Source organism: Pseudomonas sp. B5(2017), assembly GCF_002112825.1.
In the GTDB taxonomy this organism is placed as follows: domain Bacteria; phylum Pseudomonadota; class Gammaproteobacteria; order Pseudomonadales; family Pseudomonadaceae; genus Aquipseudomonas; species Aquipseudomonas putida_Z.
This window is the reverse complement of record NZ_NEIR01000001.1, coordinates 270,961-295,178: the sequence shown is the minus strand read 5'-3', so window position 1 is coordinate 295,178 and position 24,218 is coordinate 270,961. Positions and strand designations below refer to the sequence as shown.

At 62.9% G+C, this 24,218-nt stretch carries 20 protein-coding genes; 8 read left to right on the top strand and 12 right to left on the bottom strand.

The features are described from left to right. Window positions 1-212 precede the first annotated feature (212 nt). Entirely contained in the window at window positions 213-1,586 is a 1,374-nt protein-coding gene (locus tag CAG00_RS01435; protein WP_025338609.1) for an MFS transporter, read from the top strand. Window positions 1,587-1,723: 137 nt separating this feature from the next. On the opposite strand, the gene CAG00_RS01430 is transcribed toward CAG00_RS01435, so the two are convergent. The 5 genes from CAG00_RS01430 to CAG00_RS01410 all read right to left on the bottom strand — a co-directional run bounded on the left by CAG00_RS01430 (window position 1,724) and on the right by CAG00_RS01410 (window position 7,932). Then, window positions 1,724-3,136, bottom strand: coding sequence for a DOPA decarboxylase (locus tag CAG00_RS01430; RefSeq protein WP_085663264.1), 1,413 nt, complete (start codon window positions 3,134-3,136; stop codon window positions 1,724-1,726). 181 nt (window positions 3,137-3,317) lie between these two features. Then, complete coding sequence (locus CAG00_RS01425; protein WP_085619196.1) at window positions 3,318-4,262, bottom strand: LysR family transcriptional regulator; 945 nt, start codon at window positions 4,260-4,262, stop codon at window positions 3,318-3,320. 138 nt (window positions 4,263-4,400) lie between these two features. Continuing rightward, on the bottom strand, window positions 4,401-5,111 hold the full coding sequence (locus tag CAG00_RS01420) for a YebC/PmpR family DNA-binding transcriptional regulator (RefSeq protein WP_085663263.1): 711 nt from the start codon (window positions 5,109-5,111) through the stop codon (window positions 4,401-4,403). A gap of 97 nt (window positions 5,112-5,208) precedes the next feature. Beyond that, complete coding sequence (locus tag CAG00_RS01415) at window positions 5,209-6,600, bottom strand: FAD-dependent oxidoreductase (RefSeq protein ID WP_085663262.1); 1,392 nt, start codon at window positions 6,598-6,600, stop codon at window positions 5,209-5,211. A 15-nt stretch (window positions 6,601-6,615) separates the two neighbouring features. Beyond that, entirely contained in the window at window positions 6,616-7,932 is a 1,317-nt protein-coding gene (locus CAG00_RS01410) for an MFS transporter (protein WP_085592731.1), read from the bottom strand. 243 nt (window positions 7,933-8,175) lie between these two features. Between CAG00_RS01410 and CAG00_RS01405 the strand changes: the two genes are divergently transcribed. Beyond that, window positions 8,176-9,045 carry a LysR substrate-binding domain-containing protein gene (locus CAG00_RS01405; protein WP_013972053.1) on the top strand — a complete coding sequence of 290 codons (870 nt, stop codon included), beginning with the start codon at window positions 8,176-8,178 and terminating at the stop codon, window positions 9,043-9,045. Window positions 9,046-9,200: 155 nt separating this feature from the next. Then, complete coding sequence (locus CAG00_RS01400) at window positions 9,201-9,572, top strand: DUF2784 domain-containing protein (protein WP_085663261.1); 372 nt, start codon at window positions 9,201-9,203, stop codon at window positions 9,570-9,572. Here CAG00_RS01400 and tam read toward each other — a convergent pair. Further along, window positions 9,562-10,338, bottom strand: a complete 777-nt coding sequence (tam, locus tag CAG00_RS01395) for a trans-aconitate 2-methyltransferase (RefSeq protein ID WP_085663260.1) — start codon at window positions 10,336-10,338, stop codon at window positions 9,562-9,564. The two genes, CAG00_RS01400 and tam, sit on opposite strands and share 11 nt — an antisense overlap. Window positions 10,339-10,467: 129 nt before the next feature. Then, entirely contained in the window at window positions 10,468-11,877 is a 1,410-nt protein-coding gene (locus CAG00_RS01390) for an amino acid permease (protein WP_025338600.1), read from the bottom strand. 322 nt (window positions 11,878-12,199) lie between these two features. Here CAG00_RS01390 and CAG00_RS01385 point away from each other — a divergent pair, with 322 nt between their 5' ends. The 3 genes from CAG00_RS01385 (at window position 12,200) to CAG00_RS01375 (ending at window position 16,159) form a co-directional block, all read left to right on the top strand. After that, the gene (locus CAG00_RS01385; RefSeq protein WP_015269943.1) at window positions 12,200-13,624 is read left to right on the top strand and encodes a PLP-dependent aminotransferase family protein; all 1,425 of its coding nucleotides are present in this window, start codon (window positions 12,200-12,202) and stop codon (window positions 13,622-13,624) included. Window positions 13,625-14,147: 523 nt separating this feature from the next. Continuing rightward, complete coding sequence (locus CAG00_RS01380) at window positions 14,148-15,896, top strand: S-type pyocin domain-containing protein (protein ID WP_139832698.1); 1,749 nt, start codon at window positions 14,148-14,150, stop codon at window positions 15,894-15,896. Next, on the top strand, window positions 15,893-16,159 hold the full coding sequence (locus tag CAG00_RS01375) for a hypothetical protein (protein WP_085619215.1): 267 nt from the start codon (window positions 15,893-15,895) through the stop codon (window positions 16,157-16,159). Before CAG00_RS01380 ends, CAG00_RS01375 begins: the two co-directional genes overlap by 4 nt. A gap of 104 nt (window positions 16,160-16,263) precedes the next feature. On the opposite strand, the gene CAG00_RS01370 is transcribed toward CAG00_RS01375, so the two are convergent. Genes CAG00_RS01370 through CAG00_RS01360 form a run of 3 tightly spaced genes read right to left on the bottom strand, consistent with a single transcriptional unit; the run spans window position 16,264 to window position 19,859 of the window. Beyond that, window positions 16,264-17,283: a histone deacetylase family protein gene (locus CAG00_RS01370; protein ID WP_085663258.1), complete on the bottom strand. Its 1,020-nt coding sequence runs from the start codon at window positions 17,281-17,283 to the stop codon at window positions 16,264-16,266. Continuing rightward, window positions 17,283-18,524 (bottom strand): Zn-dependent hydrolase, encoded by a 1,242-nt coding sequence (locus tag CAG00_RS01365; protein ID WP_085663257.1) that lies wholly within the window; start codon window positions 18,522-18,524, stop codon window positions 17,283-17,285. The genes CAG00_RS01370 and CAG00_RS01365 overlap by 1 nt, the downstream gene beginning before the upstream one ends. 30 nt (window positions 18,525-18,554) lie before the next feature. Continuing rightward, on the bottom strand, window positions 18,555-19,859 hold the full coding sequence (locus CAG00_RS01360; protein ID WP_039613369.1) for an MFS transporter: 1,305 nt from the start codon (window positions 19,857-19,859) through the stop codon (window positions 18,555-18,557). Between the two features lie 291 nt (window positions 19,860-20,150). Between CAG00_RS01360 and CAG00_RS01355 the strand changes: the two genes are divergently transcribed. Both CAG00_RS01355 and CAG00_RS01350 read left to right on the top strand, forming a co-directional pair. Beyond that, window positions 20,151-21,059 carry a LysR family transcriptional regulator gene (locus tag CAG00_RS01355; RefSeq protein ID WP_085663256.1) on the top strand — a complete coding sequence of 303 codons (909 nt, stop codon included), beginning with the start codon at window positions 20,151-20,153 and terminating at the stop codon, window positions 21,057-21,059. Between the two features lie 88 nt (window positions 21,060-21,147). Then, window positions 21,148-21,543 (top strand): hypothetical protein, encoded by a 396-nt coding sequence (locus CAG00_RS01350; RefSeq protein WP_023662326.1) that lies wholly within the window; start codon window positions 21,148-21,150, stop codon window positions 21,541-21,543. A gap of 202 nt (window positions 21,544-21,745) precedes the next feature. On the opposite strand, the gene CAG00_RS01345 is transcribed toward CAG00_RS01350, so the two are convergent. Both CAG00_RS01345 and CAG00_RS01340 read right to left on the bottom strand, forming a co-directional pair. After that, complete coding sequence (locus CAG00_RS01345) at window positions 21,746-22,852, bottom strand: alkene reductase (RefSeq protein WP_085663447.1); 1,107 nt, start codon at window positions 22,850-22,852, stop codon at window positions 21,746-21,748. Between the two features lie 30 nt (window positions 22,853-22,882). Then, the gene (locus CAG00_RS01340; protein WP_025338595.1) at window positions 22,883-24,076 is read right to left on the bottom strand and encodes an MFS transporter; all 1,194 of its coding nucleotides are present in this window, start codon (window positions 24,074-24,076) and stop codon (window positions 22,883-22,885) included. Window positions 24,077-24,218 lie beyond the last annotated feature (142 nt).

The following is a 24,218-nucleotide window of genomic DNA, read 5'->3' as shown; positions in this document are numbered from 1 at the left end:
GATTATTCGCAGGTAAAGTCGTCGCTTCAATCTCTTTGTACGGAATGGTTAGTTTTGCGTTCGATTATCGCACAAAACCGGTTTTAGCGAATTGCCAGTCCACTGGCCCGTGGTCAACATGAACCACAGACGCAGGCACACCGACCCTCGCCTCCTGCCTTGGCGAATCTCCGGCGGAACCTGTGCAAACAACAATAACAACGGAGACAACGATGGCTCACTCCAGCTCTCAAGCCAAGAAAGCGACCGCCAGTGGATGGATAGGCTCGGCACTCGAGTACTACGACTTCTTCATCTACGCCCAGGCCGCTGCGCTGATTTTCCCGCAGATCTTCTTCCCCAACACCGACCCGAAAATGGCCATCATTGCCTCGCTGGCCACCTACGGCGTGGGTTACCTGGCGCGCCCGGTCGGCGCCTTCGTGCTGGGCCACTGGGGTGACACCCGCGGCCGCAAGAACGTACTGCTGCTGTGCATGTTCCTGATGGGCCTGTCGACCATGGCCGTTGGCCTGCTGCCCACCTACCACGACATCGGCCTGCTCGCCCCGGCCTTGCTGGTAGTGCTGCGCCTGATCCAGGGCTTTGCCGTGGCCGGGGAAATCTCCGGTGCCAGTTCGATGATCATGGAGCATGCACCGTTCGGTCGACGGGGCTACTACGCCAGCTTCACCCTGCAAGGCGTGCAGGCTGGCCAGGTGTTGGCGGCGGCAGTGTTCCTGCCACTGGCCTACTTCATGCCCAGCGAAGCCTTCAACGACTGGGGCTGGCGCATTCCATTCCTGATGAGCGCCATCGTGCTGATCGCCGGCTTCATCATTCGTAAGGAAGTGCACGAAACCCCGGCGTTCGTGAAGGAAGAGAAGCAGGACAAAGTCGCCAAGTCGCCGATCAGCGAGGCCTTCCGCCACAGCTGGAAGCACATGGTGCTGGTGATGTTCATGGCCTTGATGAACGTGATCCCGGTAGTCGCCACCATCTTCGGTGCGGCCTACGCGGTGCAGCCAGCCTATGGCATCGGCTTCGACAAGAGCGTGTACCTGTGGATTCCGGTAGTCGGCAACATCGTCGCGGTGCTGGTGATTCCATTTGTCGGCAATCTGTCCGACAAGATCGGCCGTCGCCCGACCATGATCGCCGGTTGCCTGGGCTCGGGCCTGCTGGCTTTCGTCTACCTGTATGCGATCAGCATTCAGAACGTACCGCTGGCGTTCGCCTCGTCGATCGTGATGTGGGGCATGGTGTACCAGGGTTACAACGCGGTGTTCCCAAGCTTCTACCCAGAGCTGTTCCACACCCGCTACCGTGTTTCGGCCATGGCCATCGCGCAGAACATCGGCACCATGCTGACCGCCATGCTGCCGGCGCTGTTCGCCCTGGTAGCCCCGCCTGGTTCGGACAACATCCCGCTGGTGGTCGGTGGCCTGGCGTTCTTCATCACCTGCGTGTGTGCCCTGGCAGCGTACATCGCCCCGGAAACCCATCGCCTGGCAATGGAAGACCTTGGCAACCCCGATGCCAAGCCGATGGACAAGACCGCGTATGAGGCTAGCCGTAAAGGGAGCTTTCAGGCGGTGAGCCACTGACAGATTGCAGGGGACTGCTCTGCAGCCCATTCGCGGGCATGCCCGCTCCCACCTTGACCGCATAGGCTCCAGGTCTTGTGCGGTCCCTGTGGGAGCTGGCTTGCCAGCGAAAGGGCCGCAACGCGGCCCCGGCAGTTTCAACCCTTGACCACTTCCTGCAAGCGCGCCCAGAGCTGTTCGACATGCTCCCGCTCGGTCGGCAATGCGCCAATCGACACCCGCACCATCCACCGCCCATCCAGCGTCGCCGGTGTCACATAGGCATCCCCGGACGCGTTCAGCCGTTCGGCCCAGCCCTTGGTATGCGCATCCAGCGCCTCCCCTTCCAGCCCCGCAGGCCGATGGCGAATGCACAACGTCTGCAACTGCACCGGCGCCAGCACCTCCCACTCCGCCGCCGCGCCGATTTGCCCGGCCAGCCACTGGGCATTGTCCAGGTCACGCCGCAGCCGTGCCTGCAACGCCTCGACCCCCTCGCTGCGCAGCATGAACCACAGCTTCAACGCACGGAACCGGCGGCCCAGCGGGATACCCCAGTCACGCAGGTTCTTCACCTCGCCATCCACCGCCGACTGCAGGTAGCTGGGGTTGGTGCTCATCACCCGGATCAGGTGCTGCGGGTCGCGCACGTAGTAGATCGAGCAATCGAAGGCCACACCCAGCCACTTGTGCGCGTTGACCACCAGCGAATCGGCCAGCTCGATGCCGTCCCACATCCAGCGGCATTCCGGCAGGATCATCGCCGAGCCGGCCATGGCCGAGTCCACGTGCAGCCACAGGCCATGGGCCTGGGCGATCTCGCCGATCGGCCGCAGCGGGTCGAGGGCCGTGGTAGCGGTGGTACCGGTGGTCGCGACCACGGCGCAGGGCTGGTTGCCGGCGGCCAGGTCCTGCTCGATCGCCGCCTGCAGTGCTTCCGGGCGCAGGGCATGGCGTTCGTCGGTCGGGATCAGGCGGATGTTGTCGCGACCGAAACCGGCCAGCAATGCGGCCTTGTCCACCGAGCTGTGGGCATGGGCGCTGACATAGACGATCAGCGGCCTGGCCTGGGCTTGCAGGCCGCCGCGTACCAGTGCGTAGTCGCTGGCGCGTTCCCGCGCGCAGAACAGCGCCACCAGGGTACTGGTGGATGCGGTGTCCTGGATCACCCCGCTCCATTGGCCAGACAGGCCGAGCAGCTGACGCAGCCAGTCGAGGGTGGTTTCCTCCAGCTCGCTCAGGGCCGGGCTGGACTGCCACGACAGGCCAAGCACGCCCAGGCCAGTGCTGAGGAAGTCACCGAGGACCGACGACAGGGTGCCGTTGGAGGGGAAGTAGCCGTAGAAGTCCGGGTGCTGCCAATGGGACAGGCCGGGCATGACCAACTGGTTGACGTCGTCGAGGATCGCTGCGAAAGGTTCGCCTTGCAGGGGGGCCTGAGCGGGCAAGGCGGCCTTGAGATAGCCGGGCTCGACCTGGGCCATGACCGGGCGCTCGCCGACGGTCTGGCGGTAGTCGGCGATCAGGTCGATCAGTTGGTGGCCGTACTGGCGGAATTGTTCGGGGGTCACCTGGGGTCTCCTGTGGGTGGTTCGCTGCCTGTACTGGCCTCTTCGCGGGTAAACCCGCTCCCACAGGTACTGCATCGTTTGTAGGAGCGGGTTTACCCGCGAAGAGGCCGGTACAGGCAACATAATGCCCCCAGTCTAGGCACCTATCCCCAGGCAAATAACCCCGCCTCGCGCATACCTGCTATGGCAAACCCGCATGCCCGCCCTGCACACCGAACTGCGACTGGCGCCACAACTCGAACACCCGGTTGCGCAACCAGCGGTGTTCGGCCGAGGCCTGCAGGCGCTGGTGCCACACTACCCAGTAGCGCTGGCTGTGGTCGATGAAGCCCAACGGCCGCCAGGCCAGGTCATGCAGGCGGCACAGCTGCCGGGCGATGTGCTCGGGCACGGTGGCCAGCGCCTGGCTGTTGGCGATCACCTGCACGGTGGCGGAGAAGAACGGCACTTCCAAACTGACCCGCCGTTGCAGGCCCTGGGCGCGCAAGTGGCGGTCGATGAAGCTGTCCTTGTCGCCTCCACCGGAAATACGCACATGCTTGTGCGCCAGGTAGTCGGCCTGGCTGAGCGCGCCGTGGGCGGCCAGCGGGTGGTCGTGGCGCATCAGGCACACCGCGCGGTCCTCGCCCAACAGGCGCCCGTGCAGGTTGGGTGGCGACTCGTCGAACAAGGTGGTGGCCAGGTCGATCTCGCCGCTGGCCAGCAAGGCGTACTGGCCGGCCTGCCAGGTGCGGTACTCCAGCGATACACCCGGCGCTTCGCGCTCAAGCGCCGCCACCAGCAGCGGCAGCATGTGCTCGGCCACGTAGTCCGAAGCGGCCAGGCAGAAACGCCGCTCGCAGCGCGCCGGGTCGAACACCGCGGGCTGGCGCAGGGCGTGCAGCTCCTCGAGAACCTGGCGCAGGGGTTCGACCAGGGCTTCGGCGTGTTCGCTGAGCACGTAACCACGGCCCTGGCGTACCAGCAAGGGGTCATCGAAGGCTTCGCGCAGGTGGGCCAGCTGGCGGCTAAGTGCGGACTGGCTGACGCCGAGGCGCTCGGCGGCATGGCTGAGGTTCTTCAGCTGCAGCAGGTGGTCGAGGGTGCGCAGGTGGGCGAGGCTGAGGGAGGCGAAAGCGGGGTTCATCGGGGTTCGGCTCCAGACCGCTGGCGAGGGCTTTGCCCTCGTTTCGCGACACAAGGCCGCTCCTACATGGGTCATGCGTTCCCCTGTAGGAGCGGCCTTGTGTCGCGATGGGCCGCAAAGCGGCCCCAGAGAAGCAGATCAGTCAGTCAGACCAACATAAACGTTCTGCACGTCATCGTTCTCGTCGATGGCTTCGAGGAACGCTTCCACCTCGGCCAGCGCTTCGGCACTCAGGGTTGCCGCGCTCACCGGGTTCTTCGGGGTGTAGCCGATCTTCGCCGAGGTCACGGTGAAGCCGTGCTCCGGCAGGGCCTTCTGCACGGCGTCGAGGTCGGTGGTGTCGGTGATGAACAGGGTCGAACCCTCTTCGTCGCCTTCCTCGAAGTCCTGGGCACCGGCTTCGATGGCCGCCATTTCCGGGTCGGCTTCGCCGCTCGGGGTGGCTTCGATCAGGCCGACATGGTTGAAATCCCAGGCCACCGAACCACTGGCACCCAGCTGGCCCTTGCGGAACAGCACGCGGATCTGCGCGACGGTGCGGTTGACGTTGTCAGTCAGGCACTCGACGATCAGCGGCACCTGGTGCGGGGCGAAACCTTCGTAGCTTACCGCCGAGTACTGCACGGCATCGCCGTCCAGGCCCGCGCCCTTGCGGATTGCGCGCTCCAGGGTCTCGCGGGTCATCGAGGCCTTCTTGGCCTGCTCGATGGCCAGGCGCAGGCGTGGGTTCATGTCCGGGTCGGCGCCGGACTTGGCGGCGATCTGGATCTCTTTGGACAGCTTGCCCATGATCTTGCCTTTGGCGTTGGCCGCGGCTTCTTTATGTTTGGCTTTCCACTGTGCGCCCATGTCGACTCTCTTGTTTCAGCGGCCGGTTCAGGAAGCGACCGGCCAAAAGTGGGTGCAGTTTATACGCCCTCTGGCCTGTGTTCGACAAGAAATCTCATCAGCCTTTATCGGCCTTGCCCGCCGCCGCGGCAAACCGCGCCAGGCGCACATCCAGCCTGCGCGGCCGCAGCCCACGGTCCTCGGCCCGCTCCTTGCGGCGGATGGCATTGCGCACCATCAGCGAGCCCAGATAGCGAATCGGCTCGGGCGGGAACAGCCCCAGCGGCCCCTTGACCAGCGGCGAACGGGTCCATGGGTTGTCCAGCCCCAGCGCCAGCGACGACAGAATCTGCCCGCCCATGTGGCACGGCCCGACGCCGCTGCCGGAGTAACCAAAGCCGTAGAACACGTTGCCCTGCCCGTCCAGCCGGCCAAAGAACGGCAAACCGGTCACCGAGCGGTCGGACGGCCCGTTCCAGCTGGCCGCCAGCGGCACCTCGGCCAGCGCCGGGAAAAACCCGCCCAGGCTTTCACGCAGCAGCGGCCGGTACGGCGACGGCTGGTCGAACACCGGCAGCATGCGCCCGCCATAGGCGAAGGTATTGCCGCCCTTGCCGAGCATCAGCCGACCATCGGAGGTGTTGTGGTAGTAATGCACGAATATCCGTGAATCGAGCACGCTGATGCCGCTGTCCAGGCCGACCTGGTGCAACAGCTCGGGGCAAGGTTCGGTGATTACCATGTCGCTGGAAACAATCGCCACGCTGCGCTCGAACTGTGGGAAAGCCCGCGCCATCCAGGCATTCAGGCCCAATACCACGCGGTCGGCGCGCACCGTGCCATGGGCTGTGCGCACCTGCACCGGGGCGCCGTGCTCCAGGCCGGTCATGGCGGTGCCCTCATGGATGCGCACGCCGCGCTGCAAGGCCACCCGGCGCAGGCCGCGCACCAGCTTGCCCGGCTGCACCGTGGCCGCGGCCGGCGAGAACCAGCCTTCCAGGTGCCGCGCCGAACCCGCCAGACGCTGCACCTGCTGCAGCGGCAGGCGGCGAAACGAATTGATCCCCTTTTGCTCCAGCGCAGCGATCACCGCGTCGGTGGCGCCGACCTGCGCGGTGTTGGTGGCGGTGTACAGCGTGCCGTCCAGGCGGTAGTCGCAATCGATGCCATTGGCCGCGCAGAACGCGCCGATCTCACCGATGCTGCGCTCGGACTCACGCACCAGGCGCACCGCCTCGGCCACCCCGAACAGCCGCTCGAGGGTGAAGTACTTGGCCGACCAGGACAACGCACAGCCACCATTGCGGCCACTGGCACCGGCACCGCAGATATCGGCCTCGATCAGCACGATATCCAGGGCCGGCACCGCTTCCTTGAGCATCAGCGCGGTCCACAGGCCGGTATAGCCGCCGCCGACGATGCACACATCGCAACGGGCATCGCCTTGCAGCGGCGGGCACACCGCCTCTTGCGCCGAATCCAGGGCCTGTTGCAGCCAGAAGGGTCTCATTCGCTCGCTTTCCTTTCAGGTACGCAGTGGCTTGATTGCCATGCTGGTATTCGGTGCCACATCAGTGCTTTGCGCAGCGCTGGCCGGGCGGCTGTTCCAGTGCGGCAGCAGCACCAGCGCCGAGAACAGCGCGCAGCCGGCGAACACGATGAACACCGTGACACCATCGAAGTACCCCGGCAGCAGCCCGCCCAGCACCGCCCCCACCGAGCCACAGCCGTTGACGAAGCCTGCTGCGGTGGCGCCGGCCTTGGCAGTGCCGAAGTCGATGGCCGCAGCGCCGCTGATCATCGAGTCCGGCCCGTACAGGGTCAGGCCCATGACGAACAGCAGGGCCACCACCAGGATCACGCTGCCGGTGTGCATGGCCGCCATGAACGCCGCCAACGCCACGGTCAGCAACACCAGGCTGATGACACAGGCCGGCATGCGCCGGGCGCCGAACAGCTTGTCGGAGGCTAGGCCGATGATGATCGGGCCGAGCAGCCCGGCCAGTTCGAAGGCTGTCGGGATGATTGCTGCCCCCACCTTGCCCACCGAGGGCATCTGCTCGAAGACGATCACCGGCCCCCACAGCAGGATGGCGTAGCGCGCCGGCTTCAACAGGAAGTACGCCAGCCCCAGGGTCAGCACCGTGCGGTTGCGCATGATCTCCTTCAGCGGCGCCCACACGCTGCACAGGTTGCCGGCCGGGGCCATGCTCTGCGGCTCGGGCTCCACCGCCGGCAGGCCGACGTCTTCAGGCTTGTTGCGCTGCAGGAAGAAGAACAGCACGGCCACCAGCGCCACCACCGCGGCACTGGAGAAGAACGCCGCGTGCCAGGTACCGACCAGGGTATAGGCCCACCAGCCGGCGAACGGCGAGGCCACCAGGCCGCCGAAGGCATAGCAGGAACTCCACAGGCCCAGCACCCGCCCACGCTGCGACGCCGGGAAGAAGCTGCCGATGTTCTTGCACAACCCGGCCCAGCCGGTGGATTGCGCCAGGCCCTGCACCAGCATGCAGGTGGCGAAGATCGGGAAGGTGGCGTAACTGCCCATCACCACCGCCGCAGCAGCAGAAATCAGCAGGCCGCCGAGCACCACCACGCGTGGGCCAAAGCGGTCGGCAAGCATGCCCCAGGTGAACTGGCCTACGGCGTAGGCGGCCAGGTAGATGGCGTCGAGGTTGGCCATGGCGGCCTTGTCGAGCATGAAGTTGGGGTCTTCACCGATGCCCAGCTTGGCCACCGAGAAGGCCTTGCGGGTGAAGTAGAAGGCGGCGTAGGCCAGCCAGGTAATGGCGAAAATCTGTATACGCCAGCGTTTGAACGCGGCTAGGGATTGGTTCATGTAAGTCTGACCTCTTGCTTGAGTGTGCCGGCAGAATGTGAAGAAACGCCTGTCTTGTTCTTGTGTTACGCACAGCGATGACGAGGCTGTCATCGGGTCAGATGGCGCCGTGTGGGTGCCATGGCCCTGGCGGCACTTGTGGTACCAGCGTAGGGCTGACATGCATGGAAACAGTTGCGCTAAGATAAATAAAATCGATTTATCGTATTTCACACATAAGCCCAGCTTGTTACTGAGGTCGTCATGTCGGTTTCCCACGCACAACTCAAGGCCTTCCATGCCGTGGCCGTTCACGGCAGCTTTACCCGCGCCGCCGAAAAGCTGTTTCTTACCCAGCCGGCGGTGTCGGACCAGGTGCGCAAACTGGAGGAGCGCTTCGGCGTCTTGCTGTTCCACCGCAACAAGCGTTCGGTGCAGCTCACAGACCTCGGCGAACGCCTGCTGGGCATCAGCCAGCGCCTTTTCGCCTGCGAGGCCGAGGCCCATGAACTGCTGCAGGATTCGCGTGCGCTGCACACCGGCAGCCTGGTGCTGGCGGTGGACGCGCCGGTGCACGTGCTGCCGCAGATCGCCCGCTTCTGCCAGCGCTACCCGGGCATCCAGGTGAAGATCGAGACTGGCAACACCGACGAATCGCTGGCCCGGCTGTTCAGCTACCAGGCCGACCTGGCCCTGCTGGGGCGGGACGTCGACGATGAGCGGCTGCACTGCCTGCCGCTGCGCCGCGACCCGATGGTGGCGTTCGTCTCGCACCAGCACCCATGGGCCAGCCGCGGCGCGATCAGCCTGGCAGACCTGGACGATACGCCGCTGGTGCTGCGCGAGCCCGGGTCGGTGACGCGGCAGACGCTGGAAGAAGAAATGCAACGGGCCGGGCTGCGGATTCGCCCGGCTATCCAGGTGGAAGGCCGGGAAGCGGCGCGGGAAGCGGTGGTGGTGGGGATTGGTGTGGGGGTGGTGTCGGCGGCGGAGTTTGGTGCGGATGCGCGGGTGTGCGCCTTGCCGATCGTCGATTGCCAGCGGCACCTGACCGAGACCCTGGTGTGCCTGAGCGAGCAGCGCACGCGGCGGGTGGTGGCGACCTTCCTGCAGATGGTGGAGGAAGGGTTGTAAGCCTGTGCCGCCTCTTCGCGGGTAAACCCGCTCCCACAGGATCACCACAGGTTTTGAATGCTGTGCTGTGCCTGTGGGAGCGGGCAAGCCCGCGAAGAGGCCGGTACAGGCAACCCAACTATGCTGGGATAACCTCAACCCTCGGCACACAAACCATGCTCTACCGCCTTGCCGCCGACAGCCTGGTCCTGCTGCACCTGCTCTTCATCCTGCTGGTGCTGTTCGGCGGCCTGCTGGTACTGCGCTGGCGCCCTGCCCTGCTGCTGCACCTGCCGGCGCTGGCCTGGGGCCTGGCGGTGGAATGCCTGCACCTGGGCTGCCCGCTGACCACCTGGGAAAACCGCATGCGCAGCGCGGCTGGTGACGCGGGCTACCAGGGCGGCTTCGTCGAGCACTATATCTGGCCGTTGATCTACCCCGCCGGGCTGACACCGCACATCCAGCTGCTGCTGGGCACTTTCGTGCTGCTGCTCAACCTCGGCGTCTACGGTTACGTGGCCTGGCGCTGGCGCAGCCCTAGCGGGTAGCGATCACGAACAGCCGCGGGAACGGCAACAGCACCTTGCCATCGGTGGCCGGCGGGTAGTCGCGCTGCATCGCTTGCAGGTACATCTGCAGGAAATCCACCTGCTCCTGGGCATCCAACCGCCCCAGATACGGTCGCAAGGCCGAACCCTTGAACCATTCCACCACGGCTTCTGCGCCACCGGCCAACGGGTGGTGGTAGGTGGTGCGCCACACATCCACCCGCGCACACAGCGGGCTGAGCAGGTCGTAGTAGAACGCCGCGCTGTGCCGTGGCGGCAGCTGGAAATCAGCGAACTTCGCCGCCCAGGGGCCCTGGCTGGCGATTTCGCGCAGCTGCCGGTGGGCCGGCTCGTCGAGGTTGTCCGGGGTCTGCACGGCCAGGCTGGCACCTTCGCTCAGCTGGCGCACCAGGTGCGGGTACAGCGAGGCGTGGTCGGGTACCCATTGCAGCGAGGCATTGGCCAGGATCAGGTCCTGCGGCTCGGGGGCGGACCAGCCGGCAATGTCAGCGATGACTGTGCGCACGCGGGGGATGCACAGCCGTTTGCGCTCGCGGGCCTTGTCGATCATGTCCGGGTCGCTGTCCAGGGCCGTCACCTGGGCATCCGGGTAACGTTGCAGCAGCACCTCGGTGGAATTGCCAGGGCCACAGCCCAGGTCGGTGGCGTGGCGTACCGGGCGTGCCGGTACAGCGGCCAGCAGGTCACGCACCGCGCGGGTACGCTCGTCTTCGAATTGCGAATACTGGGTGGCGGACCAGGCCATGTGAAGCTCCTTTGGGCGGGCAATGTATTCAGCATATGCCATGTAACAGGCGGCCATATACCCCTGGCCCAACAACGCAAAACGGCCGGGTCCCTGAGGGAGCCGGCCGTTTCGAGAAGCGAGTGACGCTTAGTGCTGCTTGCCAGTGCGGATCTGATGCACCACACCCATCGCCACCACGATTGCCGCGGCGATACCGGTGGAAATCACCAGGATCTGGTAGTCAGGCATGAAGGCCATGGTCACCAGGGCGGCCACGATGAACGCGATCACCAGGTAGGTCAGCCATGGGAACAGCCACATCTTCAGGCGTACTTCCTTGCCTTCGGCAATCAGCTTGCGGCGCATGCGCAGCTGCGAGAAGGCAATCACCAGGTACACCAGCAGGGCAATCATGCCGGTGGTGTTCATCAGGGTTTCCAGCACGTCTTTCGGGCGCAGGGTCTCGCTGAAGTTGATCAGCGCACACACCACGGCCACGGCGCACGAACCCATGATCGCGTACACCGGTACACCGGTGCCGGCGCGGGTGATCTTGAAGAACGACGGCGCGTCGCCACGCTGGGCCAGGGAGAACAGCATGCGCGAAGCGGTGTAGTGACCCGAGATCAGGCAGCTGCTCACCGAGGTCAGCACCACGAAGTTCATCAGCAGCTCGGCATACGGCACGCCCAACAGCTCCAGGGTGCGGCGGTAGGCGCCGTAGCCGGAAACGCCCAGGTGCGGATCGTTCCACGGTACCAGGCAGACGATCAGGAAGATCGAACCCACGTAGAACAGGCACACACGCCAGACCACCGAGTTGGTCGCCTTGACGATCTGCGCGGCCGGGTCCTTGGCTTCGGAAGCGGCGATAGTGACGATTTCCGCGCCGAGGAAGGCGAACATCACCCCGAGCAAGGCACCGATCACGGTGGTGATGCCATTGGGCATGAAGCCTTCGGCGGTGAGGTGGCTGATGCCACGCACTTCACCGAACTGCCAGATGTTCAGCACGGCAGCGGTACACACGATCAGGAAGCAGACGATCGCGATCACCTTGATCAAGGCGAACCAGAACTCGAACTCACCGTAGTGCTTGACGTTGAAGAAGTTGACGGTGATCAGCAACAGGGTCGTGGCCAGCACGAACACGTTGACGCTGACGTCGGGGAAGAAACCATGCAGGATCTTGCCCGCCACATAAGCTTCCCAGGCCATGAGGATGACCCAGTACCACCAGTACAGCCAGCCGATGGTGAAACCGGCCCAACGGCCGATGGCGCGATCGGCGTAGGTGGAGAACGAACCGGTGTCTGGCGAGGAAGTCGCCATTTCACCCAGCATGCGCATGATCAGTACCACCAGGATGCCGCCTGCCAGGTAGGCCAGCACAGCAGCTGGGCCGGCGCTGTGAATCACGCTGCCGGAACCGACGAACAAGGCGCCGCCGATAACCCCGGCGATCGACATCATCGTCAGGTGGCGCGACTTGAGCGAGGCACTGAGCTTGCTCTCATGCCCGCTTTTCGCGGTGGTGGTTGTGGATGTTGCGTCCATCAGTTGTGTACCCCGTGCTTCTTTTTATCCAAGGAAAACTGTGAAACCCCGATGGCTGGCGGTTTCACGTACATCAGTGCTAATGCGCGCAGGATGGTGTGAGCGAACACACGCAGGCCTTCCATGGCGGCCTGCTGACGCGCCCCAGGGCAGGCGCCTGGAGCGAACTGAACATGCTTTAGGTGGCGATATCTGACACCTAATGTAAAAATGTCCGACGCAGAGAGCCATGCACAGTGGCATGAAACTCGCACTGCACTGTACAGGTCGCCCTTGCAATACACCTTGCAAACGCCGGGCGATACGCAACCTGAAGGCCCAAATGTTCGAATTACATCCAGACTCCTCGACCCCGCTGGTGAACCAGATCATCGACGGGCTGCGCGAGCTGATCGACAACCAGACCCTCAAGCCAGGCGCCAAGGTCCCCTCGATCCGCGCCTTTGCCGCGAGCTATTCGGTGAGCACCTTCACCGTGGTCGAGGCCTACGACCGTCTGGTCGCCCAGGGCCTGCTGGTGAGCCGGGGCAATGCGGGGTTCTTCGTCAACCGCGCGGCGGGCGAATTGCTCGACCCGCACAACGCCGAGGCCGACACCAGTCGACCAACGTTCAACTCCGAGTGGTACCTGCAGCAGATCTTCGAAATCCGCCAGTTGCCGTTCAAGCCAGGCTGCGGCTGGCTGCCCAACGACTGGATGTACGAAGACGGCCTGCGCCGCGGCCTGCGCCAGGTGGCCGGCAGCCCGCTGGAGCTGTCGGGCTACGGCGACCCCATGGGTCTGATGGAGCTGCGTGCACTGACCGCACAGAACCTGCAGCAGGAACTGTCGATCGTTGCCAACCCGGCGCAGCTGATGCTTACCCATGGCGCCAGCCAGGCCCTGGACCTGGCCGCGCGCACCCTGGTGCGCCCGGGCGACGTGGTGCTGGTGGACGACCCCGGTTACCCCAACCTGATGAGCATCCTGCGTACCCAGGGCGCGACCCTGGTCGGCGTGCCGCGCACACCGGCCGGCTACGACCTGAACCAGCTGGAACAGTTGCTCACCCATCACCGCCCCACTGCATTCTTCACCCAGCCGCACCTGCACAGCCCGACCTGCTCGCGCACGCCGCTACCGCAGCTGCACCGCCTGCTGCAACTGGCCAGCCAGCACGGCTTCCGCCTGGTGGAGAACAACCTGTACGCCGACATGGTCGCCGAACCGCAGCCGTGCCTGGCCAGCCTCGACCACCTGCAGCAGGTGGTGTACGTGGGCAGCTACTCCAAGAGCATTTCGCCCAATGTGCGGGTCGGCTACATGCTGGCCAACCCCGAGCTGATGCAGAAGCTGCTGCACCTGAAAATGCGCTCTGGCCTGACCACCTCGCAGGTGATGGAGCGCGTGGTGTATGCCGCGATCATCGACGGGCGCTGGCGCAAGCACCTCAAGCGCCTGCGCCAGCGGCTGGCCGAGGCGCACCAGGAAGTTGGCCGGCATCTGCATCGGCTGGGCTTCGAGCTGTTCATCGAGTCGGATGAAGGGATGTATATCTGGACCCGCCACCCGGCGATTCCAGACAGCGCGGCGTTGCTGGATGATGCGTTGGAGAAAGGCATCATGTTGGGGCCTGGGCAGTTGTTCATGGTCGATGCCAAAGCGACCGGGTGGATGCGGTTCAACGTGGCGTTCAGTACCGAGCCGGCGATGTGGGAGTTGCTGGAGAAGGTGTTGGTGAAGCATGTGCGGCGGGGTGGGGTGTAGTTCGCCGCAACCTTTTCAGCACCTGTGAGATCGAGCGCCGCTCTGCACATCAACTAGGCCTAGGCGTGCAGTGGGGGGGGGGGAACAGGGGAACAGGGGGATTCTCTGGTGCTTGCAGTCTGTGCAGGGATTGCCCAAGGGATGGCGCCTGATGCGAAGATTCTGGTTCCCCCAGCCTACGCCTGCCACCGATAGCTGCACACTCCACGCTTGAGCCACGCTGGCTTCTTCACGGACATGCCCGCTGCCACAGGTGCAGGCCAACTCCCTCCGCAGTCTGCGTCACCTATTCCATAAACCTCAGGGATACTTCAGCCAACGAGTGCCTATAACAAAAACTAGATGTCTAACTCCCTTGATCCAACAGCTTAACCCATCTTCTTACACCCACCAGCCATCGGCATCTACGATTTCTGTTGGTGTCGCGCTCGCTACTCAATAGCAGTGCATCTATTCCACCTGCCGCCCTTCTTGCGAAAGCCTCAAGGTTTAGTACCTCAAGGCTTCTTCAAGGGAAATAGACGTGACCTCACGCAGAACACTAACAAGCCAGGAACTGCAAGAAATATACTCAGCCGCGCCTTTTACATATGACTTTGAGGACATCCTTTCTTGGGACAGCCCGTTCACACTACCTATAACACCGCCGAACATAGCATCGCTTTCATATGATGCGCTCAGCGACAACGCAACGACCATTGCGAAAAATGTGATACAGGAAATCGAGGCTACCTGCCCAGTGAGCACTCCTGGATTTGAGAACTATTTGAATAAACATTATTCAGACATAAGACAATCCTACCCAGACCAGGCAAGCCAACTTTACGCCCAAAAGAAATTCCTCCTGCTCCTTTATAACAAAACCCACAAACAAGCCATCCGCAATATCAACCTATACTTAGCAGAACACATATATACAATAGGCATTGACGAAGCAGCACTGCATTTCGAAAACGTCGTTCACTTTAACCGCTGGCACGACCAAGATTTCTATATGATCGAGGAAGATTTGTACTTTTTAATGAGCAGCATTACTGCCGCGCAAATTGAAATAGTACTAAATCGCTGCCTTGAAAAAATAAAAAAGGAATACGAAAACCTCCAGCAGAAAACCATAATAATATTAAGAAACAACCACAACAAAGACAGTCAAGGCAATTCCATCACCTTAAAACCCAACTCCGGAATAGTGCTAAGCTCAACATTAACCACAATATCAACCAACCCAATCAGATTCGGCAGCCTTCAGAGCCATATCCTTAGAGGAATAGAGAAAGTTAAGACACTGGGCATTACTGCAACCCCGATCTTCAGGCTGGGCATAGGTTTATTTTTTTATTCATCAGAATTAGGAAACGCTGATTTGTACCATGACTCAGCCCTGAGCATGCCTGCTGAACTACTCATTCCTGATTTGCCTACGAATATTCATGACATTGCGCTTAAGCACGGGACAATCGAATCACCGCTACGAATAAATGCCAATCTGGACACGTATACACTTACGAACCGCGCAAACTCCACAAGTGCTGAAAAAAAGGTGCCTGTACGCCCCTTAGTAATGGATAAAGAAGGCAATAGCTACACATCGATTCCATCGAGTGATTTTCCAATCAGGCTCAGCTTCCCCATTCATACCGAGAACGGGTCGTCAACTACAACCCCCAGTGACCCGATACTGTCGGACCCCTATGAGGGGGTCAATCTCAGACCCGCATGGATAGAAGCGACACCGCTCCCTGCCTATGAACCACCGAATTATAAAGACTGTATTTACTGCTTCCCGCCAGAATCTGGTCTGCCACCACTGTACGTAGTTTTCAATTCTCCCTATCCCGACGCAACAACCATAGGCACTTATAGCGGGCGAGCTTATAATCCAGACAAAGCAGGTGGACCTATCGAGCGACTGGATTGGCGCGAGGTCAAAATCACAGCGACAGGCATCGGATTAGTCAAATTACACACAAGCCGCTTCGGCCCGTCCGATGCAAATGACATCATGATCAACAGGCTGGAAAAAATCCTACAGGGCAAGTTGCAAGAAACGGACACCGACAAGCGCTTTTACACACATGAGATAAGGGAGCTGGAGCGCTTTCGCACCCTTGAAATACCAGATAAAATCAGGCCGAACGATGATGGTGAAGCATGGAACAATACACACGCTGCAACACTGGAAGACTACCAACTCACCTCGGAGCTCGAACTGCTTTACACACCAGAAGCAATTGAAGCAGATGACCAGCAGATCGCACGAGAGAACAAATGAACACTATTAGCGAAATAATCACCAACGAAAGCCCCACCGATATAATTCTGTGGCTTGTCAGGCAAAATGGCATTTCTCATCCACGACTCGACAATCTATACAATCGAAATGGATGGGTGAACATTGGCGACTGCCTACAACTCATTAACCTGATTAAGAAAATGAGTGACGAAGGTTTGATACAGCGTGGTGGAAATGGCTATATCAAAGGTCCAAACTGGCGAGAGCCTGAATTCTTGACCCAAAAAAGATATGAGCTATAAGCAGAACTGATTCCAGAGCCCAGCACGTACATCCTCGTTCACCGAGACCGAGTATCATCACAGACGCCGGCAGCGACAACACAGCTGCCGGCATATAGCACTTATCACCAATCTGCTTTATCAGCAAAGAACCCCAGCACATTCGCCTCCAGGCTCTCCAGGTGATACCCCCCTTCCTGCACGATCAGGCACGGCAAGCGCATCGCCCGAATCCGCTCGCCCAATACCGCAAACCCTTCAGTCGTCACCGCCACCTTGCTCTGCGGGTCGAGTTCGTAGATATCGAACCCCAGCGACAACACCAGCACCTCGGCGCCAAAGTCCTTCACCGCAGCCAGCGCGATCTCCAGCTGGCCCATGAAGTCCGCTTCGCTAGCCCCATGCGCCATCGGCAAGTTGAGGTTGTACCCCTCCCCCGCACCGCTGCCACGCTCGTCCGCGAACCCGGCCACACCCGGGTAGAAGTTGGTGGGGTCGCCATGCACCGACACATACAGCACGTCCCGGCGGTCGTAGAAGATTTCCTGAATCCCCTGCCCGTGGTGCATGTCGGTATCGAGGATGGCCACGCGGCTGTAGCGGCTGCGCAAGGCCTGGGCAGCGACAGCGGCGTTGTTGATGTAGCAGAAACCACCGGCTGCATCGAAGCGCGCATGGTGGCCTGGCGGCCGGCACAGGGCATAGGCCGCCGGCTCGCCGTCGAGAATGGCCTTGGCACCGGCCACTGCGCTTTGCGCAGACCAATAGGCCGAGCGCCAGGTGTGTTCGCCTACAGGGCAGCTGCCGTCAGCCAGGTAGCGCCCGGCCTGGGCGAGGATGCCGCGCAGGGCGTTGGGTTCACGCACGAAGATGTTGGACATGACCTCGTCGCCCCAGTCCTCGGGCACTTCCTTCCAGCGCGCATGGGCCTCTTCGAGGAAGGCCAGGTAGGCCTCGCCATGCACTGCCTTGAGCGGTTCGAGGCCGGCGTCCTCAGGCTGACGGATGTCGAAACCCAGATCCTTGGCCGCCTGCAGCAGGCGCTGGGCGCGTTCGGGGACTTCCTGCGGGGTGCGCATGGCGCCGCGCGAGTAGTAGCTGCGTGGGTGGTGCAGCAGTTGTTCGGGGTGGAAGTAGCAACGCATCAGGCTTCTCCTTGTTCGACAATGCCCGCGCGGGCCAGCACGGCATTGAGCAGTACATCGGCACCCTGGCGGGCGTCGTCGGGCAATACGTCTTCGGCTTCGTTGTGGCTCAAGCCGCCGACACAGGGGATGAACACCATGGCGGTCGGGCAGTAGCGGGCCAGCAGGATGGCGTCGTGGCCGGCGCCGCTGACGATCGACTGCTGGGCATAGCCGAGGCCATCCACCGCCTGCTGCACGGCGGCTACGCAATCGGCATCGAATGGCGTGGCCGGGCTGATCCAGTGGCGCTCGATACGCACCTGCAACCCGCGCTGATTGGCGATGGCTTGCAGCTTCAACGTCAGCTCGCGTTCCATCGCCTCGATGGCTTCATCCCGGTGATGACGCAGGTCGACGGTGAACTGCAGCAGCCCCGGAATGGTGTTGCGCGAGGACTTGGCGATGGACAGTTCACCCACCGTGGTCAGGCCTTCAGGGGCAAAAGCGGCAGCCAGTTGCTCGACTGCCTGGATCATCCGCGCGGTGCCATACAGGGCATCCTTGCGCAGTGGCATCGGCGTGGTACCGGCGTGCGCGGCCAAGCCTTCGACCGTGACGTCGAGCCATCGGATAGCCTGCCCGCCGCTGACCACGCCGATGGCCTTGGCGTTGTCTTCAAGGATCGGGCCTTGCTCGATGTGGGCCTCGAAATAGGCATCGACTCGGCCACCCAGCGGGCGCTGGCCGGCGTAACCGGTGCGCTGCAGTTCGTCGGCGACGCTGATGCCATCGGCATCGCGAATGGCCAGCGCTTCGTCCAGCGCCAGGGTACCGGTGAACACCGCCGAACCGAACATGGCCGGGGTGAAGCGGGCGCCCTCCTCGTTGGTCCATACGGCGATCTCCAGCGGCTTGCGCGTCTGGATGTTCAGGTCATTGAGCCGGCGCACCACTTCAAGGCCTGCCAGCACACCGTAGACGCCATCGAAACGGCCGCCCTCAGGTTGGGTGTCGAGGTGGCTGCCCATCATCACCGGCGCTGCATCGGGGTCGCTGCCAGCGCGGCGGGCGAACAGGTTGCCGATGGCATCCACAGTCAGCGTCAGGCCGGCTTCGCGGCACCAGTGGCTGAACAGTTCACGGCCAGCCTTGTCCTCGTCGCTCAGGGCCAGGCGGCAGCTGCCGCCACGGGCGGTAGCGCCGATTTCGGCCATGGCCATCAGGCTCGCCCACAGGCGTTCGCCATTGCTTTTCAACATGTGCGGGTACTCCAGAAAAAAGCGGTTCGATCAGGCCAGTTCCAGGCGCTGGCTGCGGGCGTACTGGCGCGCCAGGGCGAGCACGCAGACCAGCGAGATGGTGGCGATCAGGGTGTAGAACACCGCCATCGGCCACCATTGGCCGGTGAAGGTGTGGGCCAGCCAGGTACCGATCAGCGGGGTCAGGCCGCCCGCGATGGCGCCGCAGATCTGGTAGGCCAGGGAAATGGCGGTGTAGCGCACGCGGGTGTCGAACATGCCGCTGACATAGCCGGCGATCACCGCGTAGAACGACGCCATGCACGCGGCGGCCAGGGCGATGCCGAGTACGATCAACGGGCCCTGGCCCGAGCTGACCAGCACGAACATCGGGTAAGGCGAGGCCATCGCCAGCAGCGCGACCAGGGCCAGGAAGCGGGTGGCGCCGATCTTTTCCGATAGCCAGGCAGCCAACGGCTGTACGCAGAACTGGATGATCGCCACGAAGAACAGGCACTCCAGGATCAAGGAGCGCTCCAGGTGCAATTGCGTGGTGGTGTAGCTGATCATGAAGGTGTTGGTGAAGTAGACCCCGGCGATACCCAAGGTATTGGCCCCGATGCACAGCAACAGCGGGCGCCAGGCCGTGCGCAGCACTTCGAACACCGGGGCCTGCTCCTTGCGCCGGGCCTTTTCCGCCTGCTCGCGGCTGGCGATGAACTCGGGCGACTCATTCACCCCCAGGCGAATCGCCAGGCCCACCAGCAGCAACAGCGCGCTGGCCAGGAACGGCACGCGCCAGCCCCAGTTCATCAGGTCTTCTTCCGGCAGGCGGGTGACCGCGCCGAAGGCCAGCAGCGACAGGATCAGGCCCGCCGGGCTGCCCAACTGGGCGAACGAGGCGAAGAAGTTGCGCCGGCCCTTGGGTGCATGCTCACCGGCCATCAGCACCGCCCCGCCCCACTCGCCGCCCACGGCAATGCCCTGGACGATGCGCAGCAGGATCAGCAGTACCGGCGCGCTGGCGCCGATTTGTGCGTAGGTCGGCAGCAGGCCGATGCCCACGGTGACGATGCCCATCATCAGCAAGGTGATGACCAGCGACTTCTTGCGGCCGATACGGTCGCCCACGTGGCCAAAGACGATGCCACCCAGCGGCCGGGCGAAGAAGCCGACGGCGAAGGTACCGAACGCGGCCATGGTGCTGAACAGGCTGTTGTCGGAGGGGAAGAACAGCGCGCCGAACACCAGGGCGGCGGCGGTGGCGTAGATGTAGAAGTCGTACCACTCGATCATGGTACCAATGAACGCGGCGGCGGCAGCACGGCGTGGCTGGGGGGAAGCGGTGGGCTTCATGGGGGCTCCTTTGCTTGTTGTTCTGGCAGGAGTTGTTGGGGGCACGGGGGCGCTCTTGTGGCGCTTGGCCTATTGGTCTGGTGTCAGCTTCTTCGCGGGTAAACCCGCTCCCACAGGGCTTGCACAAGGTCTGCAAGCGCTGCAGTACCTGTGGGAGCGGGTTTACCCGCGAAGAAGCCAACACCGATTCGACAGGCCTCGATACCTGCGATTTATCGGCCCGGGGCTATGATTAGTCAATTTTCTATTTATTATTCGAAATATTAGCCTTGCTTATTATCGAGCCCTGCCATGCCCGACCGTCTGCTCAACGACCGCCTCGACTGGAACCTGCTGCGCACCTTCCGGGTCATCGGCCAGGAGCTGTCCATCAGCCGTGCGGCCGCCCGCCTGCACCTCACCCAGCCGGCAGTGAGCCAGGCGCTCAAGCGCCTTGAAGAACAGCTTGGCCGCCAGCTCATCGCCCGCCGCGGGCCGCGCTTCGTGCTGACGGAAATGGGCGAGCAGCTGTTCCAGCTGGCTGGCGAGGTCTATGGGCAGATGTCGCAGATCGGCGGCTTGCTGGAGCAGCCGGCGGACGAACTGGTGGGCAAGGTACGCCTGCTGATGATCAGCCGTATCGTCAACGAACACTTCGACGACTTCCTCGCCGACTTCCACCGCCAGCACCCGCGGGTGGAGCTGGAGATCGACGTGATGCGCAGCTCCGACATCGTCGCCGCCCTGCAGGAAAAAACCGCCACGGCGGGCCTCAGCCTGAACCGGCGGGCGCAGCCACGGCTGGAGCAACGGTTGTTCCTGCGCCAGCGCTATGCGTTCTTCTGTGGCAAGCACCATGCCCTGTTTGGCCAGGACGAAGGCGACCTGCAGCGGGAGAACTTCGTCAGTTTCACCAGTGACCAGATTGGCGGCATGCTGTCGCCACTGACCATTTTCCGCGACCAGCAAGGGTTTGCCGGGCGGATCGTGGCATCGTCACCAAGCCTTGAAGAAGTACGCCGGCTGGTGATTGCCGGGTTTGGCATAGGCTGCCTGCCCGAGCATGTGGTAGCGCCGGATGTAGACGCCGGGTTGCTGTGGAAGCTGCCGCCGCAGGAAGGGATTGCCGATGTGGATATCCACCTGTTGTGGAACAGGGAGCAACGCTTCAGCCGGGCAGAAGAGGTGTTTATCGAGGCGTTGCAGCAGAGCCTTGACTGAACGCAGAGCTGGGGTCGGCGAGCACTGGACACGATAGTGGCCAATTAGTAGCATCCAGGCCAACTGAACATTACGGACAATCTCAGTCATGGATCGAGCTACCGGGGTCATTCGACGCCCCATTCATCACCCCATCCGCCCCTTGATCACCTGGGAAGAAGCATGGAAGGGGCCCGACGAGGGCTTGATCCGCTGCTGGGAGATTGGCCGTGAGCGGGCTCTGGCCCAACCAGAACTTGCCCGGCACTGCGCCGATGGCGCACTCCCGGTGCTAGGTTGGAAAGGTGGCCATGATCGCGCTTTGAAGAAACCGATGAAGTACGGTTCGTTCAAGTACCTGGCGCAATGGCAGGGCCTTCGCGGCGAGGATCTGTTCATCGATACGCGAACAGAGCTCACCCTGACCTGTAATCACACCGGCATGCTGACAACGTTCACACCGGACCAGGAAAAATACGCCAACGCTGTGATGCTGATGGAATAGAACAGAGAATGGCGGTCTTGCAGGAACTTCAGTGCAGCCGGCTTTTTTACACCCTACCTCGAAATTGCACGGTCACTGTGGGAGCGGGTTCACCCGCGAAGCAGGCGACACGGTAAATGGCACCGGCGTTGCCGGTGTTCGCGGCTAAAGCCGCTCCCACAGGTACAGCGTGAGCCCGCTCTTACAGAAGTAGAACCTGAAGTCAGGCTGTTGCCAGTGCCGGGTAGTCGGTCAGGCCATGGGCATCACCGCCAAACAGCGTGGCCCGTTCGTGCTCGGCCAAGGGCGCATTTAGCTTCAGCCGCGCCGGCAGGTCCGGGTTGGCCACGAATGGCCGGCCGAAGCCGATCAGGTCAGCCCAGCCCTCCTCCAGCGCGCGCCGTGCACGTTCGCCGGTGTATTTGCCGGCATACACCATCACCCCGGGGAACACCGCCCGCAGCTGTTGCTTGAAGTCCACCGGCATGTCCGGCGCGTCATCCCAGTCGGCTTCGGCAATGTGCAGGTAGCCGATGCCGATTTCGCCCAGGCGCTTGGCCGCTGCGGTATAGGTGGTGACCGGGTCGGCATCGACGCAGCCATTGAGCGTGGTCAGCGGCGCCAGGCGTACACCTACGCGCTGGGCGTCGCCGGTGCCTTCGACCAGCGCACGGGTGACCTGGTCGAGGAAACGCAGGCGGTTTTCCAACGAGCCGCCGTAGCGGTCGGTGCGGTCGTTGGCGCCGGAATCGAGGAACTGGTTGACCAGGTAACCGTTGGCCGCGTGCAACTCGACACCGTCAAAACCGGCTGCCATGGCGTTGCGCGCAGCCTGGCGGTACTGCTCGATGATCTCGGCAATTTCCGCTTCGCTCAACGCGCGTGGTTTGGAGGCCTGGACAAAGCCTGGGGTGCCGTCGGCATTGTCGATGAACACGTTCACGCCTTCGGCCTGCATCGCCGAGGACGACACCGGTGCCTGGCCGCCGAGCAGGCTGCTGTGGCTGAGGCGGCCGACGTGCCAGAGCTGGGCGAAGATGCGCCCGCCTGCGGCATGTACCGCCTCGGTGACCAGGCGCCAGCCGTCGATCTGCGCCTGGGTGTGGATACCCGGGGTGCGGGCGTAACCCTTGCCCAGTGGCGAGATCCAGGTGCCTTCACTGACGATCAGCCCGGCACTGGCGCGTTGTGCGTAGTACTCGGCCATCAGCGCGGTCGGTACATCGCCAGGCTGTGCAGCGCGGGAGCGGGTCATCGGCGGCATCAGCACGCGGTTGGGCAGGTTAAGGGCGCCGAATTGCAGGGGTTGGAACAGCGGATCTTGAGTCATCATGAGCATCTCCGTAAGGCGAATCAGGGGTCAGGCGCGGCTGACGACAGGTTGTGGCTGGGCAGGTACGCGGCGGTCGAGGCGGCCGCTGTACAGGGTCAGGGCCAAGGCACCGAGGGTGACCAGCGCGGCAATCCATGGGGTGTGGCCGAGGCCGAGCTGTTGCACCACCTGGGCACCGCCCCAGGAGCCACCGGCCACACCCAGGTTGAAGGCGGCGATGTTGAAACCGGCAGCCACGTCGACTGCGTCGGGGGCGACCTTTTCCGCCTGCTGCACCACGTACACCTGCAGGCCCGGCACATTGCCGAAGGCCACCGCGCCCCAGGCCAGTACGGTGATTACCACCAGCACCGGATGCGGCGCGGTGAAGGTCAGCGCCAGCAGCACCACGGCCAGCAGCAGGAAGATGATCGACAGTGCCTTGACCGGGCCTTTGCGGTCGGCCAGGCGGCCGCCCCAGATGTTGCCCAGGGCAACCGAAACGCCGTAGGCGAGCAGCACCAGGGCGACGCTGTTGGCGCCGAAGCCGGCGATGTCCTGCAGGATCGGGGCAAGGAAGGTGAAGGCGATCAGCGAGCCGCCGTAACCCACGGCAGTCATGGCATACACCAGCAGCAGGCGCGGTTGCAGCATCACCCGCAGTTGGCGCAGCAGCGGTGCCGGCTGGCTGTGCTGGATGCGCTTGGGCACGAACAGCAGTGCGCCGAGCAGCGCCACCAGGCCGAAGGCAGCCACCACCAGGAAGGTCACGCGCCAGCCGAAGTGCTGGCCGATGAAGGTACCCAGCGGGATACCGGTGACGAAGGCCACGGTCATGCCACTGAACATGGTGGCGATGGCGCTGGCGGCCTTTTCTTTCGGCACCAGGCTGGTGGCGATGATCGAGCCGACCGAGAAGAACACCCCGTGGGCCAGGCCGGTGAGGATGCGCGCCATGATCAGCGATTCGTAGCTGGGCGCCTGCCAGGCCACCAGGTTACCGGCGGTGAACAGCGCCATCAGGCCGACCAGCAGCAGCTTGCGCGGGACGCGGCCTGTCATGGCAGTGAGCAGAGGCGCGCCGATGGCGACGCTGAGGGCGTAAAGGCTGACCAGCAGGCCGGCCGAAGGCAGGGTGACCGCCAGGTCATTGGCGATGGTCGGGATGAGGCCGACGATCACGAACTCCGTGGTGCCGATGGCGAAGGCCGCCAGGGTCAGGGCTAACAAGGCGAGAGGCATTTGAGAATCACCTGTGGAAGGTTGGGATGGGTGAATTCTCGAGGGACGTGGGGATGGGAAAAAGGTGGGGACGGGACAATGAGTTTTGATTTGAAGGCAAAGGTCATCCTGAAGCTATTGCGAGCGGGTCAACTTTAATGTT